This window comes from Pedobacter sp. MR22-3 (assembly GCF_026240075.1).
Lineage (GTDB): Bacteria > Bacteroidota > Bacteroidia > Sphingobacteriales > Sphingobacteriaceae > Pedobacter.
In genome coordinates, this window is record NZ_JAPIVF010000006.1 from 576,064 (window position 1) to 602,637 (window position 26,574).

The 26,574-nt window shown below is 38.5% G+C and carries 18 protein-coding genes; 13 read left to right on the forward strand and 5 right to left on the reverse strand.

The annotated features are described in order from the left end of the window. The first annotated feature begins 942 nt into the window (after positions 1-942). Complete coding sequence (locus OQ267_RS17740) at positions 943-4,170, forward strand: SusC/RagA family TonB-linked outer membrane protein (protein ID WP_265837253.1); 3,228 nt, start codon at positions 943-945, stop codon at positions 4,168-4,170. Between the two features lie 17 nt (positions 4,171-4,187). Next, positions 4,188-5,795 (forward strand): RagB/SusD family nutrient uptake outer membrane protein, encoded by a 1,608-nt coding sequence (locus OQ267_RS17745; RefSeq protein WP_265837255.1) that lies wholly within the window; start codon positions 4,188-4,190, stop codon positions 5,793-5,795. Positions 5,796-6,715: 920 nt separating this feature from the next. Here the strand turns inward: OQ267_RS17745 and OQ267_RS17750 are convergent. Next, complete coding sequence (locus OQ267_RS17750; protein WP_265837256.1) at positions 6,716-7,714, reverse strand: phage exclusion protein Lit family protein; 999 nt, start codon at positions 7,712-7,714, stop codon at positions 6,716-6,718. Positions 7,715-8,294: 580 nt separating this feature from the next. Here OQ267_RS17750 and OQ267_RS17755 point away from each other — a divergent pair. The 3 genes from OQ267_RS17755 (at position 8,295) to OQ267_RS17765 (ending at position 11,653) form a co-directional block, all read left to right on the forward strand. Further along, on the forward strand, positions 8,295-8,579 hold the full coding sequence (locus tag OQ267_RS17755) for an alpha/beta hydrolase family protein (protein ID WP_265837258.1): 285 nt from the start codon (positions 8,295-8,297) through the stop codon (positions 8,577-8,579). A 176-nt stretch (positions 8,580-8,755) separates the two neighbouring features. Beyond that, positions 8,756-8,941, forward strand: a complete 186-nt coding sequence (locus tag OQ267_RS17760; protein ID WP_265837259.1) for a hypothetical protein — start codon at positions 8,756-8,758, stop codon at positions 8,939-8,941. A gap of 351 nt (positions 8,942-9,292) precedes the next feature. Next, positions 9,293-11,653, forward strand: a complete 2,361-nt coding sequence (locus OQ267_RS17765) for a hypothetical protein (RefSeq protein ID WP_265837261.1) — start codon at positions 9,293-9,295, stop codon at positions 11,651-11,653. A gap of 184 nt (positions 11,654-11,837) precedes the next feature. Here the strand turns inward: OQ267_RS17765 and OQ267_RS17770 are convergent, their stop codons facing one another. Then, positions 11,838-12,890 carry a hypothetical protein gene (locus OQ267_RS17770; protein ID WP_265837263.1) on the reverse strand — a complete coding sequence of 351 codons (1,053 nt, stop codon included), beginning with the start codon at positions 12,888-12,890 and terminating at the stop codon, positions 11,838-11,840. 4 nt (positions 12,891-12,894) lie between these two features. Continuing rightward, on the reverse strand, positions 12,895-14,949 hold the full coding sequence (locus OQ267_RS17775; protein ID WP_265837265.1) for an AAA family ATPase: 2,055 nt from the start codon (positions 14,947-14,949) through the stop codon (positions 12,895-12,897). Between the two features lie 189 nt (positions 14,950-15,138). Between OQ267_RS17775 and OQ267_RS17780 the strand changes: the two genes are divergently transcribed. Further along, positions 15,139-15,420 carry a helix-turn-helix domain-containing protein gene (locus OQ267_RS17780; protein WP_265837266.1) on the forward strand — a complete coding sequence of 94 codons (282 nt, stop codon included), beginning with the start codon at positions 15,139-15,141 and terminating at the stop codon, positions 15,418-15,420. A gap of 459 nt (positions 15,421-15,879) precedes the next feature. On the opposite strand, the gene OQ267_RS17785 is transcribed toward OQ267_RS17780, so the two are convergent. Further along, the gene (locus OQ267_RS17785) at positions 15,880-17,910 is read right to left on the reverse strand and encodes a dsDNA nuclease domain-containing protein (RefSeq protein WP_265837267.1); all 2,031 of its coding nucleotides are present in this window, start codon (positions 17,908-17,910) and stop codon (positions 15,880-15,882) included. 173 nt (positions 17,911-18,083) lie between these two features. Between OQ267_RS17785 and OQ267_RS17790 the strand changes: the two genes are divergently transcribed. Further along, the gene (locus OQ267_RS17790) at positions 18,084-18,851 is read left to right on the forward strand and encodes a hypothetical protein (RefSeq protein ID WP_265837268.1); all 768 of its coding nucleotides are present in this window, start codon (positions 18,084-18,086) and stop codon (positions 18,849-18,851) included. Beyond that, the gene (locus OQ267_RS17795; protein WP_265837269.1) at positions 18,848-19,738 is read left to right on the forward strand and encodes a hypothetical protein; all 891 of its coding nucleotides are present in this window, start codon (positions 18,848-18,850) and stop codon (positions 19,736-19,738) included. Before OQ267_RS17790 ends, OQ267_RS17795 begins: the two co-directional genes overlap by 4 nt. 12 nt (positions 19,739-19,750) lie before the next feature. Here OQ267_RS17795 and OQ267_RS17800 read toward each other — a convergent pair whose 3' ends face one another. Beyond that, complete coding sequence (locus OQ267_RS17800; RefSeq protein ID WP_265837271.1) at positions 19,751-20,140, reverse strand: hypothetical protein; 390 nt, start codon at positions 20,138-20,140, stop codon at positions 19,751-19,753. A gap of 429 nt (positions 20,141-20,569) precedes the next feature. Here OQ267_RS17800 and OQ267_RS17805 point away from each other — a divergent pair, with 429 nt between their 5' ends. The 5 genes from OQ267_RS17805 (at position 20,570) to OQ267_RS17825 (ending at position 26,534) form a co-directional block, all read left to right on the forward strand. Then, a complete protein-coding gene (locus OQ267_RS17805) occupies positions 20,570-21,133 on the forward strand; it encodes a hypothetical protein (protein WP_265837272.1) in 564 nt (187 codons plus the stop codon). Positions 21,134-21,503: 370 nt separating this feature from the next. Next, positions 21,504-22,565, forward strand: coding sequence for a DUF932 domain-containing protein (locus tag OQ267_RS17810; protein WP_265837273.1), 1,062 nt, complete (start codon positions 21,504-21,506; stop codon positions 22,563-22,565). A gap of 292 nt (positions 22,566-22,857) precedes the next feature. Further along, positions 22,858-24,054, forward strand: coding sequence for an ABC-three component system protein (locus OQ267_RS17815; RefSeq protein ID WP_265837274.1), 1,197 nt, complete (start codon positions 22,858-22,860; stop codon positions 24,052-24,054). Between the two features lie 14 nt (positions 24,055-24,068). Continuing rightward, entirely contained in the window at positions 24,069-24,560 is a 492-nt protein-coding gene (locus OQ267_RS17820; RefSeq protein ID WP_265837275.1) for a three component ABC system middle component, read from the forward strand. Further along, the gene (locus OQ267_RS17825; protein ID WP_265837276.1) at positions 24,561-26,534 is read left to right on the forward strand and encodes a DUF3732 domain-containing protein; all 1,974 of its coding nucleotides are present in this window, start codon (positions 24,561-24,563) and stop codon (positions 26,532-26,534) included. It begins immediately after the preceding gene. Positions 26,535-26,574: the final 40 nt, after the last annotated feature.

A 26,574-nucleotide genomic window follows, 5' to 3' on the forward strand; every position in this document is an offset into this window, starting at 1 on the left:
GCTATAGGGCTCATTTCATATAGGCCAGGTTTAATTCATTCATTGCTGTACCTGTTTTAATGTCTCTATTTATCGCTAATATTGTTTTATTGACGCCGCGCTTTTCTCTGCAATTTCTCATGAAATGAGGCAAAACTACTTTTTTGTTTTTTATTCTAGCAGATTAGATAAGATTTGGGTTATGTCCTCAGAAGAGTTTTGCAACGAAAGTAACCTGAATAAAACGGGTAAGAACGCCGGTAAACGATCAATATGGTTTAATGGAAGAAGTAAGAAAACTATGACTGAGCACGCATACCCAAGGTTTGACAAATATTTTGATGTTGATTTTTCACGTTTTAGATAGATTATTTATGAAAGGGATATGCAAAACTTTAGTATAAAATTTCATACAAAAACTTAATCTCCTCCCCCCGAGAGGTTTTAAATAACAAATAATTGATTTATAATTATTATGTAAAAAACCGACCAATAACAAGCAATTTAGACCACCGCAATTTGAACTATATTGCTATATAATTGTCAATTTGCGATAGTCAGACTTCTTAAACACTTCTATTTTTGTCTCTAACCACTTATATAAACCGAGTTCAGAAAGAGTGAGTAGGAATTAATCAGTGACTAATTGCCTTACTTCGAAACCGACTTTTTAAAATTTTTTAAAGGCCTTTCATCCGCTGCATTAATCGGTTGGCAAACTGGCAGGGTATGTTTGTAGCCGTACCCGTTTTGAAAGGGTTAGGCAAAGGCAATCTGTGTTAAAATAGAGTGGTTAAATAGAAAATGCAATTTTTTACACTTTTAACACAAATGCCTATGTAAATTATCCACAAGACTAAAGCGGATAACCGCGAGAATCCAACTTGATAAAGTGACCACTTTAAAATTAATAGCAAGTTGTTGAAATAGCGACCTGCTACTATTTACCTTAGAACAAAAATTATGAAATTTTTTATATTCTCCAGGAATGCGGGGGCTAAATATCACCTATTTAGGCAGCCGCTAACCATGGCATTTACCATACTAAACATATTTTTTTTTAACGCCACCGCATTTGCGGATATCCTTTCACCTAAATTACGGGCAGAAAAAAAAATATCCCATGTCTTTAGTGAACTCGTTATAGAAGCCCGGGAAAATGCGCGATTGGCTGATTGGAATAACGGTATCCATAACGCGCAGCTAACAGCTACCGGAACGGTGCTTAATGAAACGGGGCAGCCGCTTCCAGGCGCTACTGTTTCTGTTAAAGGAACGCAAACCAGCACGGTAACAGATAAAAGTGGGCGCTTTACCTTAGAGGCGCCTGATAATGCAATTTTGATTGTAAAATTTTTAGGATATGTAGCTCAAGAGGTTGCTGTTACGGCCCAGCCTATGACAATACAATTGAAAGCTGCAGGAACTGATTTGGGCGACATTGTTGTAGTGGGTTACGGAACGCAAAAGAAAGTTGACCTGACTTCAGCAATATCAACGGTGAATACCAAGGACCTTGTTAAAGTTCCGGGTGGTTTTCAGGCTGCGTTGCAAGGTACTGTACCCGGTGTGCAGGTTACAAATGGTACCATTCGTATAAGAGGCGTGGGTTCTATCAACAGTACCGATCCGCTATACGTTGTTGATGGTATGATCGGCGGGGCAGTTCCTGATGATAACAACATCGCTAGCATACAAATACTTAAAGACGCTGCATCAGCTGCCATTTACGGTTCAAGGGGTGCTAACGGTGTAATTTTAATTACCACTAAACGCGGGCAAAATGGGCCGGTTAAAATAGACTATTACGGCTTTGCAGGGTTAAAGGATCTCACCCATAAAATTGATGTGCTTAACGGGCAGCAGTTGGCAGAACTAATTAACGAGGAAATGTATAATCAGAACCCTGCCCGTACCGATTATCTTCCGGCTTTATCAAACCCGGCAGCAATAGGCGAGGGGTATAATATGATGGATGCTGTGATGCGTAAAGGTAACTATCAAAGGCATAACCTTTCTGTTAGCGGTGGGTCGCAAAATGCCAATTTCCGTTTAAACGGCATTTACGGCACAGACAAACCAGTTTTTATCAGAGACGGTTCAAAAAACTACGGCTTACAATTTTTATCTGATTTTACAAAAGGCAAGTTAAAGGTTGGCGAAAGCATGAGTCTTAACCTTTCTACACGCAACTGGAGTGACAAAAATGTAATAGATGCGCAGCGATGGTCATCAACTTTGCCCTTATACGATCCTAACAGCACTACAGGTTTTGCTGGCGCAGGTAACGGCACAGACGGTGCCAGCCCATTGGCCAACGCTTATCTTAACGAGAATAATAACGAGTCGCTATCCCTTAACGGCAACGTATGGGCATCATACGAATTTATACCTGGATTAAGGTATAAAATCAACGTCGGTATTGATTTGAACAGAACTCGCACGCAAAACTACAACTCTGCCTATTCTGTTGGTCAGTATCAAAATCATGATCCTGATGAGTTAAACATATCAACTACTCAAAATAACCGCTGGTTAATTGAGCACACGGTAAATTACGACAAATCATTTGGTAAGCATAATTTCAGCGCTGTAGCTGGTGTAACCTCAGAAGAATCAAAATATAAAGCACTGAATGCAGGCGCCAGGGCTTTGCCAAGCCCAGACGTTTTGATCCTTGGCTTAACTACATCTCCAAATTCTAAAGTAATAGGCTCTGGAATAGGTCAATCGGCAATGTACTCTATATTGGGCCGTATCAATTATAGTTACGACAGCAAGTACCTTTTAACGTTCAACTTCCGCCGCGATGGTTCAGCCAACTTTAGCGAAAAGTACAGATATGGCAATTTCCCATCTGTATCAGCCGGATGGAGACTAAGCCAGGAAGACTTTATGAAAGATTTATCTTTTATAAGCGATTTAAAGCTAAGGGCCAGTTATGGTGCATTAGGTAATTCTGACATCGCGCAATACCAGTACCAGAGAACAGTAAGTTTTGATCACGTATGGTATTATTTAAATGGCGTGAAAGTAACGGGGGCATTACCGCTTACCCCATCAAACCCGAGTGTTAAATGGGAGAGCCAATACTCAACGGATTTTGGTTTTGACCTTGCTATGTTTGATAATAAACTCTCATTGACTGTTGATTATTATAACAAGAAAACCGAAGATATGCTGGTAAATGTACCTATCTCCTATACAACAGGTTATATAGATAACTTTCCGGTTTTAAATTCGGGCAGCATACAAAACCGGGGTGTAGATATATTATTAGGTTACAAAAACAGCTCAGGCAAATTTACCTACGGAGCATCGGCTAACTTCTCGGTGGTAAAAAACAAAGTATTAAGCCTTGGTAACAATAACGAAATTTTGTGGGGCAATGTAAACCCTAGTGGTTCAAACGTTTCAAGAACAGCAGTTGGGCATTCTATTGGTGAATTTTGGGGTTATACAACCGATGGACTTTATAAAACAAGCCAGCAATTAGAAGCCGATAAATCATTTGCTCCAAATGCACGTTTAGGAGACATACGCTTTAGGGATATTAATGGCGATAAAGCCTTGAATGATCAGGATAAGGCATTTATTGGTAGCCCTATACCATCTTTTAGCTATGGTTTCAATTTTGATGTTAGCTATGCTGCTTCATTCGGTACGCTTGATATGTCTATGATGTGGCAAGGGGTTCAGGGCAACGAGATCTATAACAATAGTAAATATTGGGGTGAAGGTATGTATCACTACTATAATAACTTTGCTTCAACCCTTAACAGGTTCCGCGAAGCGGATTTAACTTTCGTAAACCCGGTATCAGGAGTAACAACCTTTTATCCTAAAAACACCGAAACCAATATTCCAAGAGCTGTGTTGGGTGATCCTAACCAAAATTTAAGAGCTTCTGACCGTTTTATAGAAAATGGATCTTACCTGCGTTTAAAAACCTTAAATATAGGCTATACCTTGCCTGCAAACACGCTGCAAAGATTAAAAATAGATCGCTTGCGGGTATTTATTGGTGGCAAAAACCTGCTGACATTTACTAAATACAAAGGTTTTGATCCCGAAGTTGGATCAGGCGATAACAGATATAACCTGAGCCGCGGTATTGACGCAATTACACCATGGGGCCTAACATTTTCTAACACCAGGGAAATATTTATAGGAACACAGATCACATTTTAATAGCAACTGAAATAATTATGAAAAATATATTTAAAATAGGGACACTATTCATTGCTACTTTGATAGCGGTGCATTCTTGCAAGCCTGATTTAAATCTGGTAAATCCGCAAGAATTATCAACCGATACATATTACAAAACAGCAGACCAGTTAGAGGGTGCAATAATACCCGCTTATGAGGCATTGATAGGAAGAGTACAAGGCGGATATGCACGATCATTCTACTATGAATTACTTGCGCCGGGCGATGACTTTAATCATACATTTAAGTGGGAGCCGATGTACTATGATACTTATAACACGCCTTCCAGCGATGGCTTGCTAGCAGGAACATGGAAAGACATGTGGAACGGTGTATTTGCATCAAACCTGGCTATTTCTAAAATAAGCGAGTTTACCGGACCAATAGACCCTGCCCGAAAAAGCAGGATGCTAGGCGAAGCTTATTTTTTACGTGGTGTTTTTTATCTGCACCTGGGCATGATGTTTGGCGAAACCATCCCGCTTATTGATAAACCGGTTACTTCTGATGCTGATTACTATTCCAGCAATTCACAAAAAGGCCAGATATATGCTTTGATAACAAGCGATTTAGCTAAAGCAGCAGATTTGCTGCCCCTTAGAAGTGCATTGTATGCTAACGCTGCTTTTAAAGGACGCGCTACAAAGGGCTCTGCTCAGGCTTATTTGGCTAAGGCATACCTATACAGGCCAATACTTGAATTAGGCCAGCCTGCTAATTTTGCCGGTGCTGAAGCTGAATTGAAAAAAGTAATTGATAGCAAAGAATATCAATTGGTAAGTGCTTATAAAGACAATTTTTCTGAAGCGACAGAAAATAATGTTGAATCTGTTTTCGAGGTACAGATGTTTAACGGCCCCGGGTGGTTGGGCGACGATTTATCATGCTCATGGCGCTGGCAAGAAATAGGTATGTTTGACGGTACTGGTGGAGCATGGTGGAACCTTGCGCCGAACAAAAAAACTTATGATGAGTTTGAGACAGGTGACCCGCGCAAGTTTATGACGCTTTGGTGCGATAACGGTGCTAAGTTTACGCAAATTGATGGTACAGTTACAGATTACGCCTACTGGATGAGCAAACTGGCCACCAACAAAGATCTGTACGGAACACGTAAATACTGCCCTGATGTGCAGGTTTCTGATTTTGATAATGGCATAAACGACAGGTTAATCAGATATGCTGATGTATTGTTGATGTATGCTGAATGTTTGAACGAAAAGAGCGATATAGCTGGCGCAAAACAGTATATAAACATGGTTAGATCACGTGCCAACAACGTAGTGCCATCAGAACAGCCGAGTTTATGGTATCAGCATTCTCCTGGCACCATACCTGATGTTGATGGACTATTGGCGCAAAATATTACTAAAAACGGCGTGCCACTAAACAATATCAAAAGCATAATAGCGCACGAGCGTTTTGTTGAGTTAGCCGGTGAATATCTTCGTTACTTTGACCTGTTACGCTGGGGTATGGCTGATGCAAAATGGCTTGAGCCGCTTAAGGCGATAGGTTGGACGCAGCGTGCAATGTACTATCCTTTCCCACAAGCGGAGTTGGATAACAACAAAAATCTGCGTGGCAATGCCATGAATAATTAGAAATTAATTTAAAGGGTTGTTTTCGTCATAGGGAACAACCCTTTTTGCTTGTGTGCATACCTACAGTATATTTTTTAATCTATTTCTAAATTCTTTAGCAGCATCTACTGTTTTTGTAAGCTGCTCTTTTATTTTGTTAAATTCAGAAAATACTGTTTGTTTTGAGTTACTCCATTCATTTAATACGTTTTAACGCCTGCTTTAACATCGTTAATATTTAGCATCCCTACTATTGGTTCCTGCTTTTATACCTCCCATACTTAAAAGCATGGCTATATCGTTACTCATGGCCATCCAATCAGTTAGACTTAGAAATGTTTGAATTATATCTTTATTGGACTTCTTGAACCATCTTTTAATGCGAGCTTAACGCACATTCGTTCTTTTGTTCAAATCAGAATTTCGGTATTCAAATTATATTACCCTCTGTGCTTAAGCGTAGCGTCTTTACGGATACAAGAATAAAATTGAGCTTATAAACTCAATACGAAGCGAGTCAAAGACGCTGTTCTTAACTAATTCGTAGAGTACTTCGGAACTCTATTAACAGACATATCGAGCCTCATGGAATTACTAAATGTTTTGGTACCGCCTATAAATTTTATGTCTTTAATTCCATTTTCATTCGTATGATTATGTTAACAAATTAGAGTTCGAAAATTTTTTCTTCTGAAAATTCTTCATTTTAATCCCCCATACCTAAAATTATTTTGAGAAAGAAAATGACGTTATGGCTTTTTTAACCAGATATAGAAACGTTTTTTTCGAAGCAAAAAAAAGTTTCATTAAAAAACATTTCAGGATTTCGAAACAAATTTTCCCGAAACACCTGTATTCGTAGAGTTAAGCGCAGCGTCTCTACTGACATAAGAATAAATAGAATTAAAACTCAATTAATGTGAGTCACACATACTCTTATATCAACTCAGTAGAGCCATGCAGATCGCTATGGGCAGCCATTTCAATACCTCCTGAAATTGTTTTTTGATGTCAAAATAAAGTTTCCTATAGCTGGTCTGGCTGGTAATGAAATCCATGGAATGGTTGAACTGGCTATCCCAAAGCTTGTACCCGATACAGGCCATTGCCCATAGGGGATCATTGTCCTCTAATTGGAGCTGCATGAGGAAGCTGTGTATACGCTCATCGGTGTGCGGATGCTTGGTCATAACCGTCATCCGGTTTAGAAAAAGCAGGGAGATCATCCCGATTAGGATGCCGACTTTAAGGGTTCTGTCCAATTGTTTGCTATTTCCTTTCATGAGGAGTTTTATAGCGTGTTGATCCGCCTCCCTTTCCAGTTGAACCCAATGATGGTTTTTCAGTTTTAACCGTTTTCCCATTTCAAGATGCCCCAGATCGAAATGGGCAAATTCATGACAGAGCATAAAGTTCGCAGCATAAAGATAGATGCTGTTGGCGCGTTCCACCCAGAACTTTTCCTCTTCGCTGTACAGTTCGGGATTGACCAGCTGTGCCTTATCCCAGGGCACAATGGCTGTGATGACTGTCATGGCATAGTCAAAGAGCTGCTGGACATTATTTAGGAGCTCTGTATCGATTTTATATTCCTCTTTGCCGGCTATCAGGTTCAGGTTGGCTTTGGCGATACCTTCATCATAAAAAACAGGAATGGAATAGGAAATGCACCAAAGATAACTGCAGAAGGTTTCATGGATATTGATTTTGTTATCCGCAGAGATGTTGGGTATTTGATGTTGACCGTTACGCTGATTTAAAATGGGAAAATCATTGACATAATAACTGATTCCCGCTTGAAGACCTTTCTTGGTTGCCTCAATTTGCGCCTTTAGAAATTTGGCGTGGGTGTTTTCATGATTTCCGATCAGGTTATGACTGAGCACCCGGATGGGCTGATGGCCTTCGTGACTGGTATGGTGAGCGTTGATTGTTTTCATTGGATGATGTAAAGATAGCAAAATGGGGATTTCGGCAATAATATCCACCTGTTTTCGCGCATAGTGGCCAGCTTTTTCGGTCTATATTGTCCACTCTATTTCGCTTCAATGGCCACTCGGCTCATTTTAAGCAGTTTTAAGCTTTCCGGACATTGATTGTTTTGGTATGGAGAAATTAAATTGTCTATGCGCTAAAGGCCTTAAAATCGAAACTTATAAATCTTTTGTTGAAGTATTTTTTATCGAAGGTAATTTTCTGTTAGTCCAAGTCTAAAATGTCCTTTTAGACGCTGAATATTGCCTTCTAGGGAATCACATGGAGGGTCAGTGGACCAACAATTACAAATACTGTTTGAAAAATGACCAGGTCAGATTAGGCCGGATTGGATATATTTGGGCAGTCTTTAGGATACCATCAGGACCAGATGGTAAAAAACGGGGTGTACAGTTTGGAATGAGAATCACTGCATACTTTTAGCGAAATCCCCACCTACAGCAACAAACTGCTGTAATATTTGAGCCGGTAAAACTGGATCAGAATTATAAGTTTTCCCTGCCTGAATATGTAAGGGAAGTATTTGTGGAGGTTGAAGAGAGCCTGCGTTTAAATGGGTTTTTATATGAGCGGCCTGGCAATGCTTATCTGATGGTGTATTTCCAGGGGAATGCAAAAAAACTGCAGAACTTTTTGGATAATCATGCGATGGTGTTGGACTGGGGTTGTAATGTTCTGGTGACCGATTACCGAAGTTTTGGGAAGTCTGAGGGTGAACTTTGTGGTCAGGATCAGCTCTATACAGATGCGGAGCAGGTTTATGATTATGGGAGGAGTTTGGGCTACCGCGCTGAACAGATCATCCTATAGGGTTATTCCATGGGCGTGGCGATGGTGTCCCATCTGGCCACCTGCAGGGAGGCGACGGCGGTAATTATGGAGAGTGGTTATTCGTCGGTAACGAGATGGGCTTTATTGCTGGCCGTTGCTCGGCATATGAATTGAACAACGCAAAGAAGGCGTTTAGAATAACTATATCGGCACTTGTGATACATGATGAACTGGATACGGTTATTGAGCCTGGTCATGCGGACCGGATCTATGAAAATCTGGCTTCGGTTATCAGGGATAAACACGTCCTTGCAGGTGGGGGTCACGGTGATCTGCGTAACAGGCCAGAGTATCAGGGGCTGGTAAATGGCTTTGTTGAGCGACTACCCCTTGACCTGTAGTGGGAGCAGCTGCTATCACTATTTATGAGTATTTCAAATGAAATTGCCTGAATTATTTGTGGAGATTTTGCTTTTTGTGGTTTTTATTATAATCTTTAGTCAATTAACCTACTCAACCTCATATGAATACACCATTTTTATTTGTGCATTCCGGTCAAAATGCGCTCTCCTTTAATAAAATTCCCCATCTGCCTGTGTTTTTCAGGATCTGTTGAACAGGTATAGGTTTACCCCTTGCAATCATCAGTTACAACTGCTTATTGGTTCCTGGCGTGGAATGTTGTTGTACTAAATGGATGGTTAGTACAAAACCAATGGCTAAAAAATAATGTAAATCAAAAAAAAGCGCTTGTGATCCCAAAATACGATATACGATTAATTGACTACCAAGGTCTTGAATCCAGCCTTCCCGAGGCAGACTTAAGGGGAGACTTTGGCCTGGTTATTCAGGTAGAACCCTTTCCGCAGAAGGAGGGTGAAAGCAAGGTGATCAGTGTGCAGCATACCAACCTGTTCTCCCGGTTGTACCATGACCTGAAGTTGGTGATTTACGATAACCCATCATTACAGCGGACTGTTTTTTTAAACCTGAGCGATGAACTGGAGAATTTTGATATTAATTTTATCGGGGTTTTAACATTGTTTAAAACACATTTTCCATCTATCCAGTTTACCTTGCGTTTGCCGGGTGCAGGTGGATATAGCGCCTATGCTAGGTTCAGGGATAGTTTTTTCAGGATCAGGGCGGTATATGAATCAATCAGTGGGATACGTCCCTTTGAGATAGCTGATGAACTGGTAATAAAGGGGAGGGCAAGGGAAACGATAGATCCGATGCTGATCTTTCCGATCAATCCAGCGACTTTTCAGCGGTATTTTGTGGACACACGCGTTGCGCTTTCATCCGCTGAACTGATGAAACCGGTGGACAGTGATAGTCTTTTTGGATATATCAAAAAACTGGAGACAGCTAAGGGCACGGCTGCTGAAATAAATTACCGTAAAACACGCAGGATAATCGGTCATTTTTCGAATAGTATCGATTGGGGAAATACCAATGAAATATTCTTTCTGGAGTATTGCAGGATGTTGAGCGAATTTAATCTGCTGCAGCCCAATATCGAGCTGGTGCGTCCAGGAGTGGGAAAGGCAATTGGCTTTAAATCTTTTACCAAAAAAGGGTTCAAGGACTTTGAAATGGACCAGTTAACGACAGGTGCCAAAAAGATATTTGATGGTCTTCAGGGACAGCCTAGTTATTTTACCTTCCTGTTCAGTTTTCTGGTAAACAGAAATATCGGCACCATGGTGGTCAGAGATGATGAAGGGGAAGACGGTTCGCTTCTGCTTAAACAGAACCTGCTATTGGACCGGCTGAAAGAGCTATTGGCCTTTACCAGGAACCTGTTCCTGAGTATCAGGGAACTCGCTAGAAATATCATCGACCATACCGAACACCGTCGTGGTGTGATCACCGGACGGGTTTATCAGGGGATACAGCTGCGCTCAATAAAAGATAACAGTGAACTCAAAAGTGGTGTGGAGAGCTATTTACTGGAAATGGATCAGCAGACTGGTGCCACATCGGCTCCTTCTGAGTATTTTGATCTTTCGATCTTTGATGAGGGTAGTGCGGGAATGATCGAAAAAACGATAAGCAATATCAGCAACCTCGCCAAGGGGATAACAGTAGATTCTGATCTCTATACCTCTGACATTGCGCTTTTGAAAGACGGAAGCGTCAATATTGGTGATTTTTTCAATGCAGCTGAAATCAAGCTCAACCACAATGCGATTAAGACAGCCTCACACTGGGGCCTGATCATTTTCGGTAGCCTGATCAAAAAGAACGCGGGGTTGTATAAGGTGCAGACCAAAGGTAGGTCCGGTGGACTGGACACTTATTATTCTGGACCGCTTGAAAGTCAGTTTTCCCATATTGTACAGGAAAGTAAGCTATTCACTGGTGGCACCATATTTAATGTAATCCTGCCGCTTGACCGGACGCAGGGACTGAAAGAGCAGGTCGTACAGCCCAGGGAGGTGAAAGACAATGACTTTTCTGCCAAAAATTATTACGAACTGCTCAAATACAGTTTCCTGGAATCAGATGATCAGTTGAAAAAAGGAGATAGGGATGTTTTAACCAGATTGGATATTTCAAGCTTTACAGGCACTACTTCGATGATGGATTATCGGGCGGAGATTGCCGTTGCCGATAAGCTGGGTGCCAGGGTGGTGGAACTAAAAAAGATTTGCGAGGACCAGATTTTTGTGCTGGATTTTGAGGACTGTGCTGATTCGTTTGACCAGAGCAGGTTGTTGCGTTTTTTGGCCAGGCTACAGCTCCGGCATAACCTTAATGATATTATCGTTTTCAATATCCATGCCGCTGACCTTATTCCTTTGCGGGAGCTGGCAGATGAAGAAAGTGCGGAATTTGATGCCCGTAGTTTTTGGGATCCGGGACATTTTGTGCTGATCTATTCCTATATCAGGAACAATGACAAAAGAAACTATTTCACCGATATCCTGGGCGGATTCCGTTATTCAGATCTCAAAAAATTAAGGAACAAACTATCCTATACCCACCACACCAATTTTGCTATTGGAAATTCGGACAGCCAGGGTAGCTATTCTGCTGAAACACTTGAAGGAATTGCAAGTTCCAAGCTTTTCAGGAGTGGCACTTCCGGTATCGTACAAAAATAGTTAATCGTCATTTCTGAGTGGGCACCAAATTGGGCACCAGTTATTTTGATACAATTTGACTAACTTTAAAGAACAATCTGATTACAATATAAGCATTATTAACAAAAAATCTATAGATTTTATCGCTTTTTGCGGAATTATACAAATTCGCGTAATGATTTCTACGTGGCATTATTGTTATTAATCAAATGATTTTTAATTTGGATAGTATATCTTTACTAAACTTACTTAGAGGCCGTTTGTGAAAGTCTGCGGAGCTTAGCTCTACACCAAATGCTAATCTATAAACTTCTTCATGTGTCAGACCTGCTGCAGAATACGTGTTCATCATTTCAGAAATATATTGTTGAGAATATGCATCTTTAATCCTAATTAAATCTGATAACTCAGATTGATGTGAGGAATAGATTTCCTTGATCATTAAATCTTCATAACTTTTAACTGCGCGATCTGCTCCAGCAATGGGAATCAGGTTAATTTTATACTTTCGAGTCTCATCATCTAGCGAGTAATCAAACGTAATATGATCGCAGCAATCCTTGTCTATATAGGGATGCAAATGTGAACTTATAAGATATTCTTTAAACCCCTTTACCGAACTATTGCAAAGCGCACAACTTGGAATAAGATTATAAAAAGATAGCCCCAAGAGTGGATGTCTTGTGTGTGCAAACCAATGATCAAAGGTTGGGCGCATTACCTTATGATTATCTTTGGTTTTTATTGTGTGAGTATATGATCTGTTACAGTAGGTACAAGTATATCGATTTAGATTTGTCGCCAATTGATAGGCATCATAGCGTACCTGATCTTTACCATTTTTGAACCAATCATCATAATCGAAGATTTTTCTCAATAGGTTATGGCTATTTAGATATTTATTAATTATGATATTTTGGAGTTGAGTAGGATTTTTGGAGTTCTTAATTTTTAAAAAAACTTCGTATTCCTGCCAATTAAAACCAGGCACCATTTCTGACCAAACTAATTCGCACATTTCAAAAAGCTCCTGTGGTAAACCTACTAAAATGGTCTTCAAGAAAATTTCATCCGTTAAAATCTCGACGATCTTATTGGAAACATTTTTAATCTTATGCGTTACCCGATTACAAATTTCACATTGTTGATTATTACATTTTGTACCATCTAATTTTCTTCGGATTCGACACGAGACTCTGCTTAAATGCAATTCTCTCGCCTGGATGATTGACGGCTCATCTTTGTCTATAAAAAGCATCTAATTATTTATTAAGTAATAACTGTTGAAGTGCGGCGATTTCAGATCTAATTCTATCCTGTTCGGCATTGTAGAAAGCTTGGTCATACATTTCAGTTAACTTACTTGCCAAGACAGGCTCTGCGACGTTACGAATTAGAAGAGCATGATTTTCTTTTTTGTCATTCAAAAGCCTGCTTTCAAGTTCATCTACCAGATCAAGTTGCTGTTCGTCGTTAGAGTTCTCAGAAAGTTTTGAACGTAATTTATTGAGTCTTATAGTGTCATTTAGAAATTGAATTGTCAAATTAATTTGATCAATTGCAAATTCACCGCATAAACCATCCTTCATGAAAAAACCACTTGCTAGAAGGTTATGTATATTTGCTGCAAATGTTTTCTGTGATTTGTTTACTTGAATTGATTTCCCATTTTCTAGAGATAAAAACATAATATTTGAATTTGGAATATCCGACAATATAAAGGGCGAATGCGTAACAAAGCAAACACTAATATTTTTGATAAATTGAAGTTCAAGGTTTATAATGCTGTCACGTAAAAAACTTACATATCTACGTTGCATTTCGGGATGAAAGTATAGCTCGATTTCTTCTAATACAATTTGAATATGTCTATACTTAACTTTCGATTTGGTTGAGGCCCTTACAGAATCCAAATTTACTAGATGATACAAAACCGAACTCATGGAAAATGCTATTTGCTTTTCCCCAGAACTAAGCAATCTGAAAGGTATATTTTCTTCCAAGCCTCCCTTTATTGGCTCAAGAATAATGTCAACTGTGAAAATTGGGGGTGGAATTAGTTCAATTATCTTGTCCCTGTGCGTTTTCTTTTTATCGATGACTTTTTGGATTTCAGTAGAAATATCATCAAGCTCTTGATACTCATTTTTAAGCGATATATGTTTATGCTTTAGATAATTTAAGGTCTGTTTGAATTTGAATGCGATATGGCTAGGGTCTTTAACTAATAAAGAGATGAACTTATGAACTGATTTATAATCAAAATCATCTTCTGTTTCACTATAGTATCCATTGTATTCCTCATATTTAATAGAGACGGTAATCAATTTACGGATTAAGTAATCTAGGGCAAATTTTTCTACATCATCTGCCTCAATTTGATAGACTTTATAGCCAAAATCGAATGATCTATTTATTTTTTTAAGTATTTCCTCTGTTTTTATTTTACCTTCATTCATTAATCTCTCATAGGTGACCTTAATGATCAAATCTTTACCATTATCATCTTTTGCATTTTTTCTGTATAACTCCTTGTTGTAGAATTTATCTTTATTTACGGAAAGGTTCAATTTCTTAGCCCTTAAATTTTCTGTAATATTTCTGAAATCGTATGTTTTGCTTGCTGATGGCCTTAACAGATTAGCTACTAAACGTGACTTTACCAGTTCATTCTCACGATTTATAATTATGTTGCCTTGGTCGCGCCAAGGATTAATTACGATGGGTGTTTGGTATGCATCGTTTTTATGAAAAAGTGCTGACAACCAGTCTTGTTGACCGATTGAAGTATAATCATTACTATTATACGCGTAGTGAGAATAGTTCATACAGATACTGTAGAACATTGAATTTCTCGTAAAATCTTTGTCAATTTGATTTTCATTGAGCAACTTTCCATCTTCGTCATAGTCGAAAACAGCCAAATTATACCCGTCTATCAAGATTTTATGATATGATTTAATCTTGATGTATAAAGCGACTTTTAAGCCAATCACTGGCACAAGGTCATGCTTCATCTTAAAATAATATGCAATATTATTTATGGACATAAAAAGTAGGTCGCTGATTGTGCTTTTTCCTGATCCATTTTTTCCAGCTATTGCAGAAATATTAATTTTTAATTTTTTGTAGTCATACAAACAATCAGGATAGGTTTTTTTATACGATAATCGATCGTGTTTATCTAGCTGGTAGTCGTTAAAAAAATAATATGGTTGTTCCTCTCTTAGAACCTTAATCAGTTCAATCTTACAGTCCTTAAGTGGTTTTATAGCTATTATTTTAAAGTCTGTTGGGAGCGTTTTTTGTTTAGTCATTTTACTTTTTTTTATATGGAAAGATGCAAAAATATTCGCAGGTTTCAACATGACTGTGAGTCAATAGTTAACTCAACTTATCAAGGTTCCAATCCATTAGGATAATTAGATATAGCTACCTTGTCAACAAGTACCCAAATAAGACAAACCAAACTTTACAAATTTGTCAATCATTTTTAATTACGAATTATGGGAACTATCGAATTTATAACCAAAGAAGATTTAGAACAGTTCAAACAGGAACTATTTTCAGAATTAAGAAGGCCTGGACAAAAGCTTCATAAAAATAGCGAGCAAAAAGAATGGCTGAAAAGCTACGAAGTCCGCAAACTTTTGAGCATTTCGCCTGGAACCCTCCAAAGTCTTAGGGACACAGGAACACTTAAATTTAGTAAAGTTGGTGGCTTGATGTTCTATAAATATGATGATGTATTAGCACTCATTGAAGGGAAGCATCAGAAGAGATTTTAATCCTTTTTTTTGGCATCTAAATTATGGATAGTATTTGATAGATCGATTAGACACAATCAGTTATAGAAAACCGTCAAAGGAAATATATAAATTAGCAAAATGTTAAATGATAAACTTTTCGATGAAAAAATTAGGACAGAAACACGTCCTGCTTTTGGGAATGAAAATTCATTCGACTATTTTAACAATACTGGCCGAGATGATGTAGATCCAATAAGGGAAGTCATGGAACTCTGGTATAGCATTTATCCAGATTCTGAGAAATTTGAAATTAGACAGCGACTTAAATCTGATTTCCAACCTGCATTTTATGAATTGGGAATGCACGCTTATTTTAAAAATCAAGGTTTTGATTTGACTATTCATCCAAAATTACCAAATACGACAAAGCACCCTGATTTTTTGGTCAAAAAAGACAGTGACGACTTTTATGTGGAAATAAAAGAGATGCGAATGTTTTCAGATGCCGAACGTTTGCTCGCTAAGCAAAAAAACACTTTGCTTGACTCTCTTAACCGTATCGACAGTACTAATTTTTTGGGGGTCAAATTGCTGCCTGGTATTTATGAAATTCAGAAAATCTCCCAACGCACTCATCCAGGCACCCTGTTTAAAATCTGCATGGAATACCATTGCATAGCTATCCGGGATTCGTTTAAATGAATCGGCGTCACCAAAATTGAAAGATGACCAGATACCGCATAGTGCATAATATTTTCCGGCAAGATTTGCGTCCAATGCACTATACAGCTGGGCTATGTTTATCATCGCCAGAATGTAGCCGTCTTTGGTATCATTTAACAGCCAAAGCTTTGCTGATTTCTGAAAGCAGTCCAAGGCTCGAAGAAAATTTTTAGCCCCGCCTTGTTTCAGATACTTTACGCCACGTTCAACAAACTCATGCGCCTGGTTATGCTGGTTTCCGGTTTGAACAGCTTTTTCGGCAATCTCGGAAAGAAATTCTTCGATGGCATCTACTACCTCGTCATTCTGTATGCCAAATTGGATGTAAACATCGATCATTTGCTTTAGCAGGTCGCTTAATCTGGATATGGTATAAAGTTTGGTTTCCCCCAGTAGCGGAATGATTTGCCGATAGACGTTCAAGGCCTCGTTCACCTTACCTGCTTTATCCCGGCCAACATTGAAATGGAGTATTGTTGACCCTTTGAGGTCGTATAACTGGCATTGTTCATCAACGTCGCGGGGCGAGACAAGACGCTCCTCGATATAATCCTCTATTATGGTGCGCCATTGGGTAATCAGTTCGGGATCGATAAAATCCTGGGTTTTCATCCATTGTGTGAACACGATCTGTAACAGCGTGATGTCATCCTCAATATCTGCCAGCGAATTACGCTCCTGAAAATTCTCGAAATAAAATTTGATGAGGTCAACTTCATTCTCAATCGAACCACCAGGCCTTCCCGTTGTCATATCAGGCGACATTTTGAGGAACAGGTACTCGTAGATTGCCTTACGCTTGCATAAAACAATCGTTTCGGGAAGATGAATGTACATTTTCAAAAGCCTTAACCAGACCTCCGAATGTTCTGATCGAGGCAGATTCCATCTGCAATACCTTGCAGCATCTATCACTTCATAAAAAGAACCAACGGTAAAGATATTGATGGCGGCAACTGCCGACCATTTCTGAAATACCTCGGCATACCACTTGTCTCGTTCCGACCCTTTATTCAATATGACCACATCCAGCAATTCATTGGTCAACATGCGCTCCTGTTCATCAGGTTCTGCCGTTCTGGTAGCGATCTCATAATGAAGAACAGCCAAATAGGTTGAAGCCGATTTAACTTCTATAGGTAGGGGCAGCTGCGCGATCAATACCTCTATTTCTTCAAGGAGTTTGGGGATGGCCTCGTTCTGTTGGACAGATTCAAACTGCCACCTGATCGATTTGATAAAAGCTTCCCAAAATTCATCCGGAAGCTGCTCATAATAATTTTTAGCCTTTAGAAAATCTCCTGTAGTATCCCCAGCCATTTGTTTGGCATAACCTTCTTTTACATAGGTATCGACGATGGCTTTTACGCGTGTTGCGCAACGGGTCACCAGATCGCCGCTCATGTTGCCCTGGTTCTCGTTCCATTCCTTTAGCAGGTTCGCATCGTTTCCGCGAATTTCCCTTGCGATGGAAGAATTAGTTTCAAAAACAAACTGGGCATCGTCATAGAGATAGTCGCCTTTGGTGAACAGCATGAAAAAATTTGTAATGCTCTTGGTTATCTCTTCAGTCGAAAATGAGAAGTTTGAAGAATACAGCTTGATCTGCCTAAATTTGGAAGTACCAGCATTAAAATTTCGCTGAAATATGTCGTCTTCGTAATTACAGTAGATAACTTCTTCTACTTTGGCAATGCGGTTTTCGAGCCAGGTCTTTAAGGTTTTCAGTTTTTGATAATGATAGCCCTGTTCGGTTGCCGTCGCTCCCGTGTCTTTACTGAAAAGGTATAGTTTATTGGTACTCATATCCATTAATTTAAGGTAAAGTTAATAGAAGTTAAAGTTTAAATCTATATCACTGAACTCTTTTTAGTGTATCCTAGCTATGCTACTTGTCCCATAGGTTTCAGTCACTTGTTTAAAAACAATATGAAAATCATTTTTTAGATCAGGTATATTTGCATTTAAACTTAATGTCCATGAATCCATTTTTTGATATTAGTGCCCAAAACGGTCTACCGGATGAAGTATATCAACTAGAAAATTTAGGTAGCCAGCGTATATATGCAAGCTTTGGAAAGCGTGTAAGGGGTGATTGGGGAGAAAGGGATCAGTATCAAAGTAGCCACATTTATACTGATGTTACTGCTGAGGATTACGACCATCAGTTTGTTTCAAAACTATTAAGGATTAGACCTTCTTACAAAATTGATGGGTTAATAAATCACCACTTTAATTTTTATCTCACAAATCACCCCGGAAAAAAGGAAGAGTTTATTGTACATATGCAATATGAGATATTTCAAATATTAAAGAAACGGAGTACGAACGAAGCCTATGTGGAATTATTTGATAAATGGATAAAAAAACAAAGTATGAAATCAGAAGAGCAAAAACACGGGCAGACCGTTAACAATACCATTAATGTGGGTAACGTAAACGCGCCCCTTCAGTTCCAACAAAACTCAGATCATTCCGTTCAGACACAACACAATCACCTGCAAAAAGATCAAATCAAAGATTTTTTGGAAATTTTGAAAAGGGATATCCAGCAGGTTGACGAAAGTATTCGTAAAGATTTTGCTATGGAGATGGATTATGCAATTGTACAATTGGGACGTGATAGGGATGTTATGCCTCAATTGTCAACCATTGGTGGTTTAATGAAAGACGTGGGCATCGGTACCTTTACTAATCTTCTTGCAGCTCCCATATTTGAGGTTGTTAAGCCCTATTTAGGTTTATGAGCACTCTTTTTATAAAAGGGACGGTTATAGGGTATAACTATGAGAAATGGCAAAATGATCCCGAGTCGCTCGCATCATGGTTAATCTGCATAGTGGAAACCTGGCACACTGCACAATTCCGTGCAACTGGCGAATTTTTAATTGATCATCCTGATGAGGTAAAGAGGAAGTATGGCGAAGTAAGGGGTGCAATTCAGGCTTTTACCAATGATGTTCATAGCTTATCTGTGTGCTATCATCAAATGCTATATGTGCTTAACGATCGAATAACCGAGGTTGGGCTAAAAACGCTTTACCTTAGCAATCTAGTTGAAAGTTATGTCACAAATGTCAGGACTATATATGATCTTATGGCGGTATTCGCCAGAATAGTGGTCAACACCGAATTTCTAAAACTACGAGTAGTGAGTACCGATTCACTTAGTGACTTGCTAAAAACTTTTGAAAACAAACATAAATGGAGCACCGAGATTTTTTCTGAGCCGGTTGTTTCTGTTTTTAAAAATATGAGGAAATCGCTAAACATTATTAGAGAGATAAGGAACTCAATCATTCATGATGGTAAAGAGCCGATTGTTACCATAAAAAATGGACTTGCTTATTTTAGGATACCAAAAACCATCAATAATCCTTATGAAACATCCCTGCCTGACCTTTTGGATCTGAAGACACCAGACTATCCCTTATTTCCATATCTACAGCATATTACACGTAGCTTATTTACTCACATGGATAATTTGGGGAAAGTAATTGGCAATGATGCCCACTTGAAAGATAACGATTACAGGTGCGAACTTCCCGTGCTAATCGGAATCTGCATCCCTGAGTTTATAAAGTTTATACATAGAGATTATAAAATTGAACCAGATAAACACAATGACGAATAGGGTTGCAAGCTATTAGTTGTCATTCTCTTCTAAAATATCCTCCTGACGGATGCCATAGGGCGCACCGCCACTGGTGTACCCTGCAATGAATGCAAAGTCCCAGTCTTTATATCCGCTGGTGTCCTCAATTTCCTCTTTTTCCAGCTTTTTCAAACGCTTCTGTTCCAGCTGTTGCTGGATTGTATTTCTAACCGCCTGTTCGTATTCCGCCTTTATTTCCACGCCCAGCATCCGCAGTCCGGCAATGGCACACAGCAAATCGACCCCGTATTTTTTCGCGTAAGCCCTAACCAGTTTCTTCCCCGCATAACTTTCCAGCCAGACTTTTGCCCTTCTCAGACGAACGGCCCTTGGCTGGGTGGTATGTACAACGATTTTCTTTTTATTCTTTTTTGCCTGCATAGCGCCGAGCCGTCTCAAAATCTGGATAAAAATAGCCAATTCCCGTGAAGTATGGTAAGGTGCGAAAAATTCTCCTCAACCTTTTTGTTCCAAAATTTCTGAACAATCCATTAGCCTCGTCAAGACCAAGCCCCTAAAGGGGTTTGCTGAAAAAAAATCTCCACACCTCGCTTCGCTCGGGTAGTATTTTTTTTCGCAAAGTCTTGCCTGCCTATCGGATTGTATCAAGTGAGGGCTTTTAACAAAAAGGCAGGAGGCTTCAGCCGACAGCATTTTTTAAAGGAGATAGACCCATGCACAGCACAAAAGGCAGAAGCCCACCAACCGAACCCACAGCCCAAACGGTCAGACCGCAGGGCATTGCGAGAACCGCCCTTTTTGGGCAGATAGTAGAAATATTTATTGAACACAGATTAAAATTTAGCAATCATGAAAACAACAGCAATCGGAAGCGGAAAAGACAGCGCAACAACAGTTAATAAAGCAACAGAAAAAAGGGCAATCCGTCCGTCATTACCTCTAAAGGATGCCACCAAAACCCAAGCTAAGGAAGAGCAAAAATCGGAAGCAGAGACCACAAAGCCCATCGAGACGAAGAACGAACCGGTAAAACTAGTGGTTACACCCGAAGCACCAAAGGCAGAGCCTACAAAAGCGGAATTGAGGGAAGCTTTGCAGGAGCAGAAACCGCAATTGAATTTGGATGCCACCATCAAATTTGCGTTAGAACTCAACCGCCGTATCAACCAAAGGGGCAAATTATTGGAAACCATCACCACATTGGAGGAATTTGAGGTGTTGCAAAAAGATGATGCGGACGAAACGGAAAGCAACCATTTTCAGCGTTGCGAATTGACCATAGAGGATGATAAAGGCAGAGAGTTTACAACGAAGAACCCTTTTATTATCAATGCCGTTGCAACGATGGTAAATAAACTATGTATAGATAAGCTTGCTGAAATCGAGGGGGATATTCATTTCCCAATCAAGTAACCAATGACCGCCTCCAAATCGGGGGCGGTTAATTTCTTAATCAAATCAATAAATCATGCTTGAAGCATTTATAGAATTTTTAGACCAGTTGTACTGGACTGGCTACGGCGTAGAATTCGAGGAGGAAAACCCGAATGCTTTTTATCAGCAACTCGACAAGTTCAAGAAACAACATATCCAAAAACGATGAAATACGAAACGATTTTTATCATGATACGTGTGGCAGTCCACGCAGACCTTAAACAGCTATCAGATATCGTACACGAGATAGAGACCCAATCGAAAATGACTCTTAGCGATACGGCAAATATCAATGTACTGGAAACGGAGATTTTATTATCAAGAGTTAGGAACATTAAAAATATCAATCATGGCACACAACATAAATTATAATAGCAAGACCGAAAAGCATAGCTTTTTTAGTGTGAAGCAAAAAGCGTGGCACAGTCTGGGCACGATCATAGAGGACTATCCGACAAGTGCGGAAGCCATCAAACATGCAGGTTTAAACTATACGGTCGAAAAACGTCGGTTGTTTACGGTTGATAACGGACAACCGCAGGAGGATGAACCCGATTTGTTGGCGCATACTGAAACTGAAGTTCCCGATTATTTTGCCACGCTCCGCACTGATACCAATCAGGTTTTGGGCGTAGTCGGTAAAGATTACGAAGTGGTGCAGAACGTTGACGCCTTTTCGTTCTTTGATAGTATCGTTGGCGGTGGAGATGGGATTTTGTACGAGACCGCAGGAGCATTGGGCAAGGGCGAACGGATTTTTATAACTGCAAAACTGCCCGAGTTTATCAAGGTTGGTAAATCAGATTTGATTGAGCAATATTTGTTTCTCACCACTTCGCACGATGGTTTTGGTAGCATTACCGCATCGTTTACACCGATTAGAATTTGTTGCCAAAATACGTTGAATGCCGCATTGCGAAACCAAAAAGGGGCGATAAAAATACGACATACCGCAAGCGCACACGAAAGGTTGAAGCAGGCACACCAGCTGTTAGGCATCACCAACCAATTGGGTGGAGAAATGGAGCAGATTTTTAACCAGTGGGCAAAGGTCAAGATTACCGATAAGCAGGTTAAGAAGTTGGTGCAAATGGCAATGGCGCCAAATAAGGAAACATTAGAGAACATACAAAAAGGCAGACCCGATGAGTTTTCAAGTCTGTTCAGCAATGTAGTTGATAAGGTTTTGGAATATTCGGGTACAAGTCCAAGCCAACAAATGGAAACCACAAAAGGAACTTTGTTTGGTGCTTACAATTCCGTTACGGGCTATTTTCAGAATGTGAAAAGCTACAAAACGGATGAAGCCAAGTTCAATTTCATAATGTCGGGCAACGCATTGGGAAAGGCACAGGCTACATTTGATTTATGCAGTGATTTTGCTAGGATTGGCGTAAATGCGCTAAATTAGGATGTTTTTTATGATAAATTAGGCACTAAGGGCATCTTGTTCTTAGTGCTTTGCTATGCCCAAAATTTCGGGCGGCCCTTGCGGGCATTAATTACTTTATAAGGTTTCAATAATGTGTTTTTTAATAAAATTCATTAAATTTTTGAATCAAATAATTATCTCGACGATTCTAATTCAATAGGGTTTTGAATATTAAATTATTATTATTGTATAAAGGTAATAGTATTAACGTTTTTCATAATGCTGGAAATAAAGAAGTTTTTTTTTGGTTTAAAGTTACCTCGTTATAGTTATGGCGTTAGGTAAATCTGCATCAGGACAAGCATTAGGATATTTATATCAATTTGAGCGTGCCATATTTTGGCTATCAAGATCAGACATCGACTTTGTTTCAATAGAAACGGATGATGATGTTGTTTCTCAATTAAAATCGGGTCAAGAGATTAACAGAATATACGAGCAGGATAAAAGTGTAACTGGAAAAAGTAATCCATTCTCAAACTCTAATATAAACCTATGGAAAACCTTTTCCATTTGGTTATCAATTCAGAGGAGATTCCCCAGGGAGAAAGCACGGTTCGTTCTGTCAACTAATAAGAGAGTTTCATCAACATCAACTATCTCTAAACTTCATAAAGCTAACTATGTCAGCGACTATAAAACTGACCGCAACATACTTGAAGGATTTTATGACGAATTATTCGATATAGGAAGTAAGTTGAAAGGTAAATCAAAAGAATTGCACGATGATATTGTAACTGACTACTCAAAGGAAGACTTTATAAATTTACTTGCTAAAATTGTTTTATCTGCAGACGAGTTCTATCCAGATAGAAATAAGTTTAAAGAGGAGATTAAAACCAATTTGAGAATTGGTTCTGAGGTTCCTTTTAATTCTGTGTATGAGAAAATCTTTGGATGGTTGGTTAATGATATAATTGGAAAATGGGCAAAAGGTCAAGAAGGTACAATTAAAGCTCAGAAATTAATTGATATAAAAGACGTATATATTAAGGAATCCTTAGAAAGACCATTTATCGAACAGGCGGTTTCAGCTATACCTGTATTTGACTTCGAAAGGCAACAACAACAGGATAAAATATTTATTAAACAGTTGAGTTTGATTGAAGCTGATGAAGATGACATTGTTGATGCAATAGATCATTTTCTCCGCGCTTCGAAAGAACGGGATAGATGGGCAGAAAATGGCACTATTCCTTGTCAAGAAGATATTAATGAATTAGAAAGTGACATTTCCCGAAATTGGAAAGGGCATAAAAAAAGACATTTAATAGAGGCTAAGACCAAACCTACATTGACAAAGGCGGATGTTGGAAACCTGATATACATAGATTCATCAAATGCAGCTGGATATAGTTTAGCCGGATATCCAGTTATTCAGCCATATACGATACTTGGAAGCTTACACATCTTGTCAGATAAACTTATAATAGGATGGCACCCTGATTGGCAGACGGAAATAAAATAAATACAAGCGAACAAATGAAAGTAGAAAATGTATTTGATATTTATCAGAATAGTTCCTTAGGTGCTTTATTATTAAATGAGTTTGTGATTTCCTATGAACGTATAAATAAAGACAAACGATCGCCAAGGATGGAACGAGTGCTTCCAGTACTTCCGATTCTCTTCACTAAGGATATTGTTACTAGTGCAAAGGGAAGGTCAAATAATATTAAAGGCTTTTATAATGTGTTAGAAGATAATAAATTATTATTTGATATTATTCCACTAAAAACAAGGAATATGTTCGATAAAACGATGTTTTCTCTATTGATTTGTATTAAAGCCAATTTATTAGACATAGACTTTAGCTCAAACATAATCAGTAGTAACATAGACTCGCCAAAACAAAAGTTTAGCCCTCCTTCTATCGAAATAGGCGACTTGGTCAGGACTGCTAGGAAATTAGGTGGATGGTTTTCAAATCTTTCTGACGTAGAATTTTTAATGTACTTAAATTTAGATATATAAATGGACTTTAGAATCAAGTCGATAATATTATGGCCAAAGAATGAGGAATTGGCCCCACGACAAATTGAGTTTATAATTGATAAGGTTAATGTTATTACAGGTGCAAGTGGTAAGGGTAAATCCTCGGTTATTTCAATAATTGATTATTGTCTTGGGAGTTCAAAATGCTCAATTCCTTCTGGTATAATCAGGAATAAGGTAAAGGCATTTGGAATTATTATTGCATTAGAAGGTAAAGAAATTTTAATTGCTAGGGCAGAACCAGGTATATCGGGTGTTTCTAATGACTTTTTTAAAACAGAAGATAAAATAGTTTCAATACCTACCTCAGTTGATGATTATCCATTTAGTATCGTGCAGATAAAGCAGTATTTAAATACTATGTTAGGATTTGCTGATGTTGGATTGACTACAAATGATTATGTACAATCGTTTGACACTCAAAAGCCCAGTTATCGTAACGCTATATCTCTGAATTTTCAACCACAGTATTTGGTTGCTAACCAATCCACAATGTTCTTCAAGACTGATTCTACAGCTCATCGTGAAAAACTAAAAGTTTTATTCCCTTATCTCCTTGGGGTAATTAGTAATAAAATTTTGGAGTTACGAGAAGAACTTAAAGGGCTGAAAAGGCAACTAGGAATTCTAATCAAAGACAGGGATATGAAAGAATACCGATTGTCTAGATTAAATCAAGAACTAATAAATTATTATAGAATTGGGTTGGAATTTGGAATAATTAAAAGGGAAACCGATGTTGAAGAATTAGATCAAGATTTCCTTGTTCAACAATTACAACTTATTGCTACAGCTGATATTGAACAAATTCGGGTTCCAGAACACGCTACTCAATTAGCCGCCGAACAACTTTATTCTTTAAATAAAAGAGAATTGGAATCTTCCGACCAGCTACAGGATTTGGGGCGAAGACTTTCGATTATTAGAAGCATACAAGCGAATAATAAGGAAATTGGCGATAATGCGTTAACCAAAAAAGGCAGGCTTGGTGTTGTAAGTTGGCTCCAAGAGAAATTAGACTATAATAAACCTTGCCCACTATGTAATTCTACTACTGACCACATCGGTGAATATCATAAAAATTTATCTCAACTACTTTCGGAATTTGAAAAGGTTTCAGACAAGGTTGCAGATTCCGCCAAAATTTACTTGAATGAACGTAAAAAATTGGAGAAGCAAATTACAGAGAAAGAGAACGAAATTAATAATATAAGAAATCAGATTAGTGCGCTTCAGCGAGAGGATGGGGAGTTTAAAAGATTAAAACAAAACCAGAACGCAATTTATAGATATTTAGGGCAAGTTGAGCTAACATTAAGTCAATTTCAAGAATATAATAAAGGATTAGATACGAATGATGATAAAATAATACAATATGAGAACTCTATTGCCAAAATGGAAAAAGAGGTTGGAAATGAAAAGTTAAAAAATCGTGAGCGTTATGCATTAAATAAAATATCAGAAAATATAAAAAAGTATGCATTGATGTTCGAAGCTGAGAAAAGTGGCGATAGAATAGACTTAGACATTAATGATGCTTTGACACTTAAATTTTTTGACGAACTCGGTACTGAAACTGGATTTTGGGAAGTTGGTAGTGGGCATAACCACATGGCATATCACATTTCAACTTATTTGGGTATTCACGAATATTTAATTGGCTTAAATGATAATAAAGTACCACCATTTATTGTTTTTGATCAACCTAGTCAAGCCTATTTTCCTGAAATAAATGATGATAAATCTGTTCAAGAGGAAGATTTAATTAAATTGAAGAAGATATTTGAAGTCTTATCAGCATTTAATACAAATACAAAAGGAAAGGTTCAAATAATCGTTTTGGAGCACGCTGGAGAGGACAGTTGGAAAGAGTATTGCAACGTCATTAAAACTAAAAGATGGAGAGATGGCGAGTATGACGATGCATTAATACCAAAATCGTGGTTGAATTGAATTAACTCACACGAAGAAAAACTTTAAATAAAATATAAAG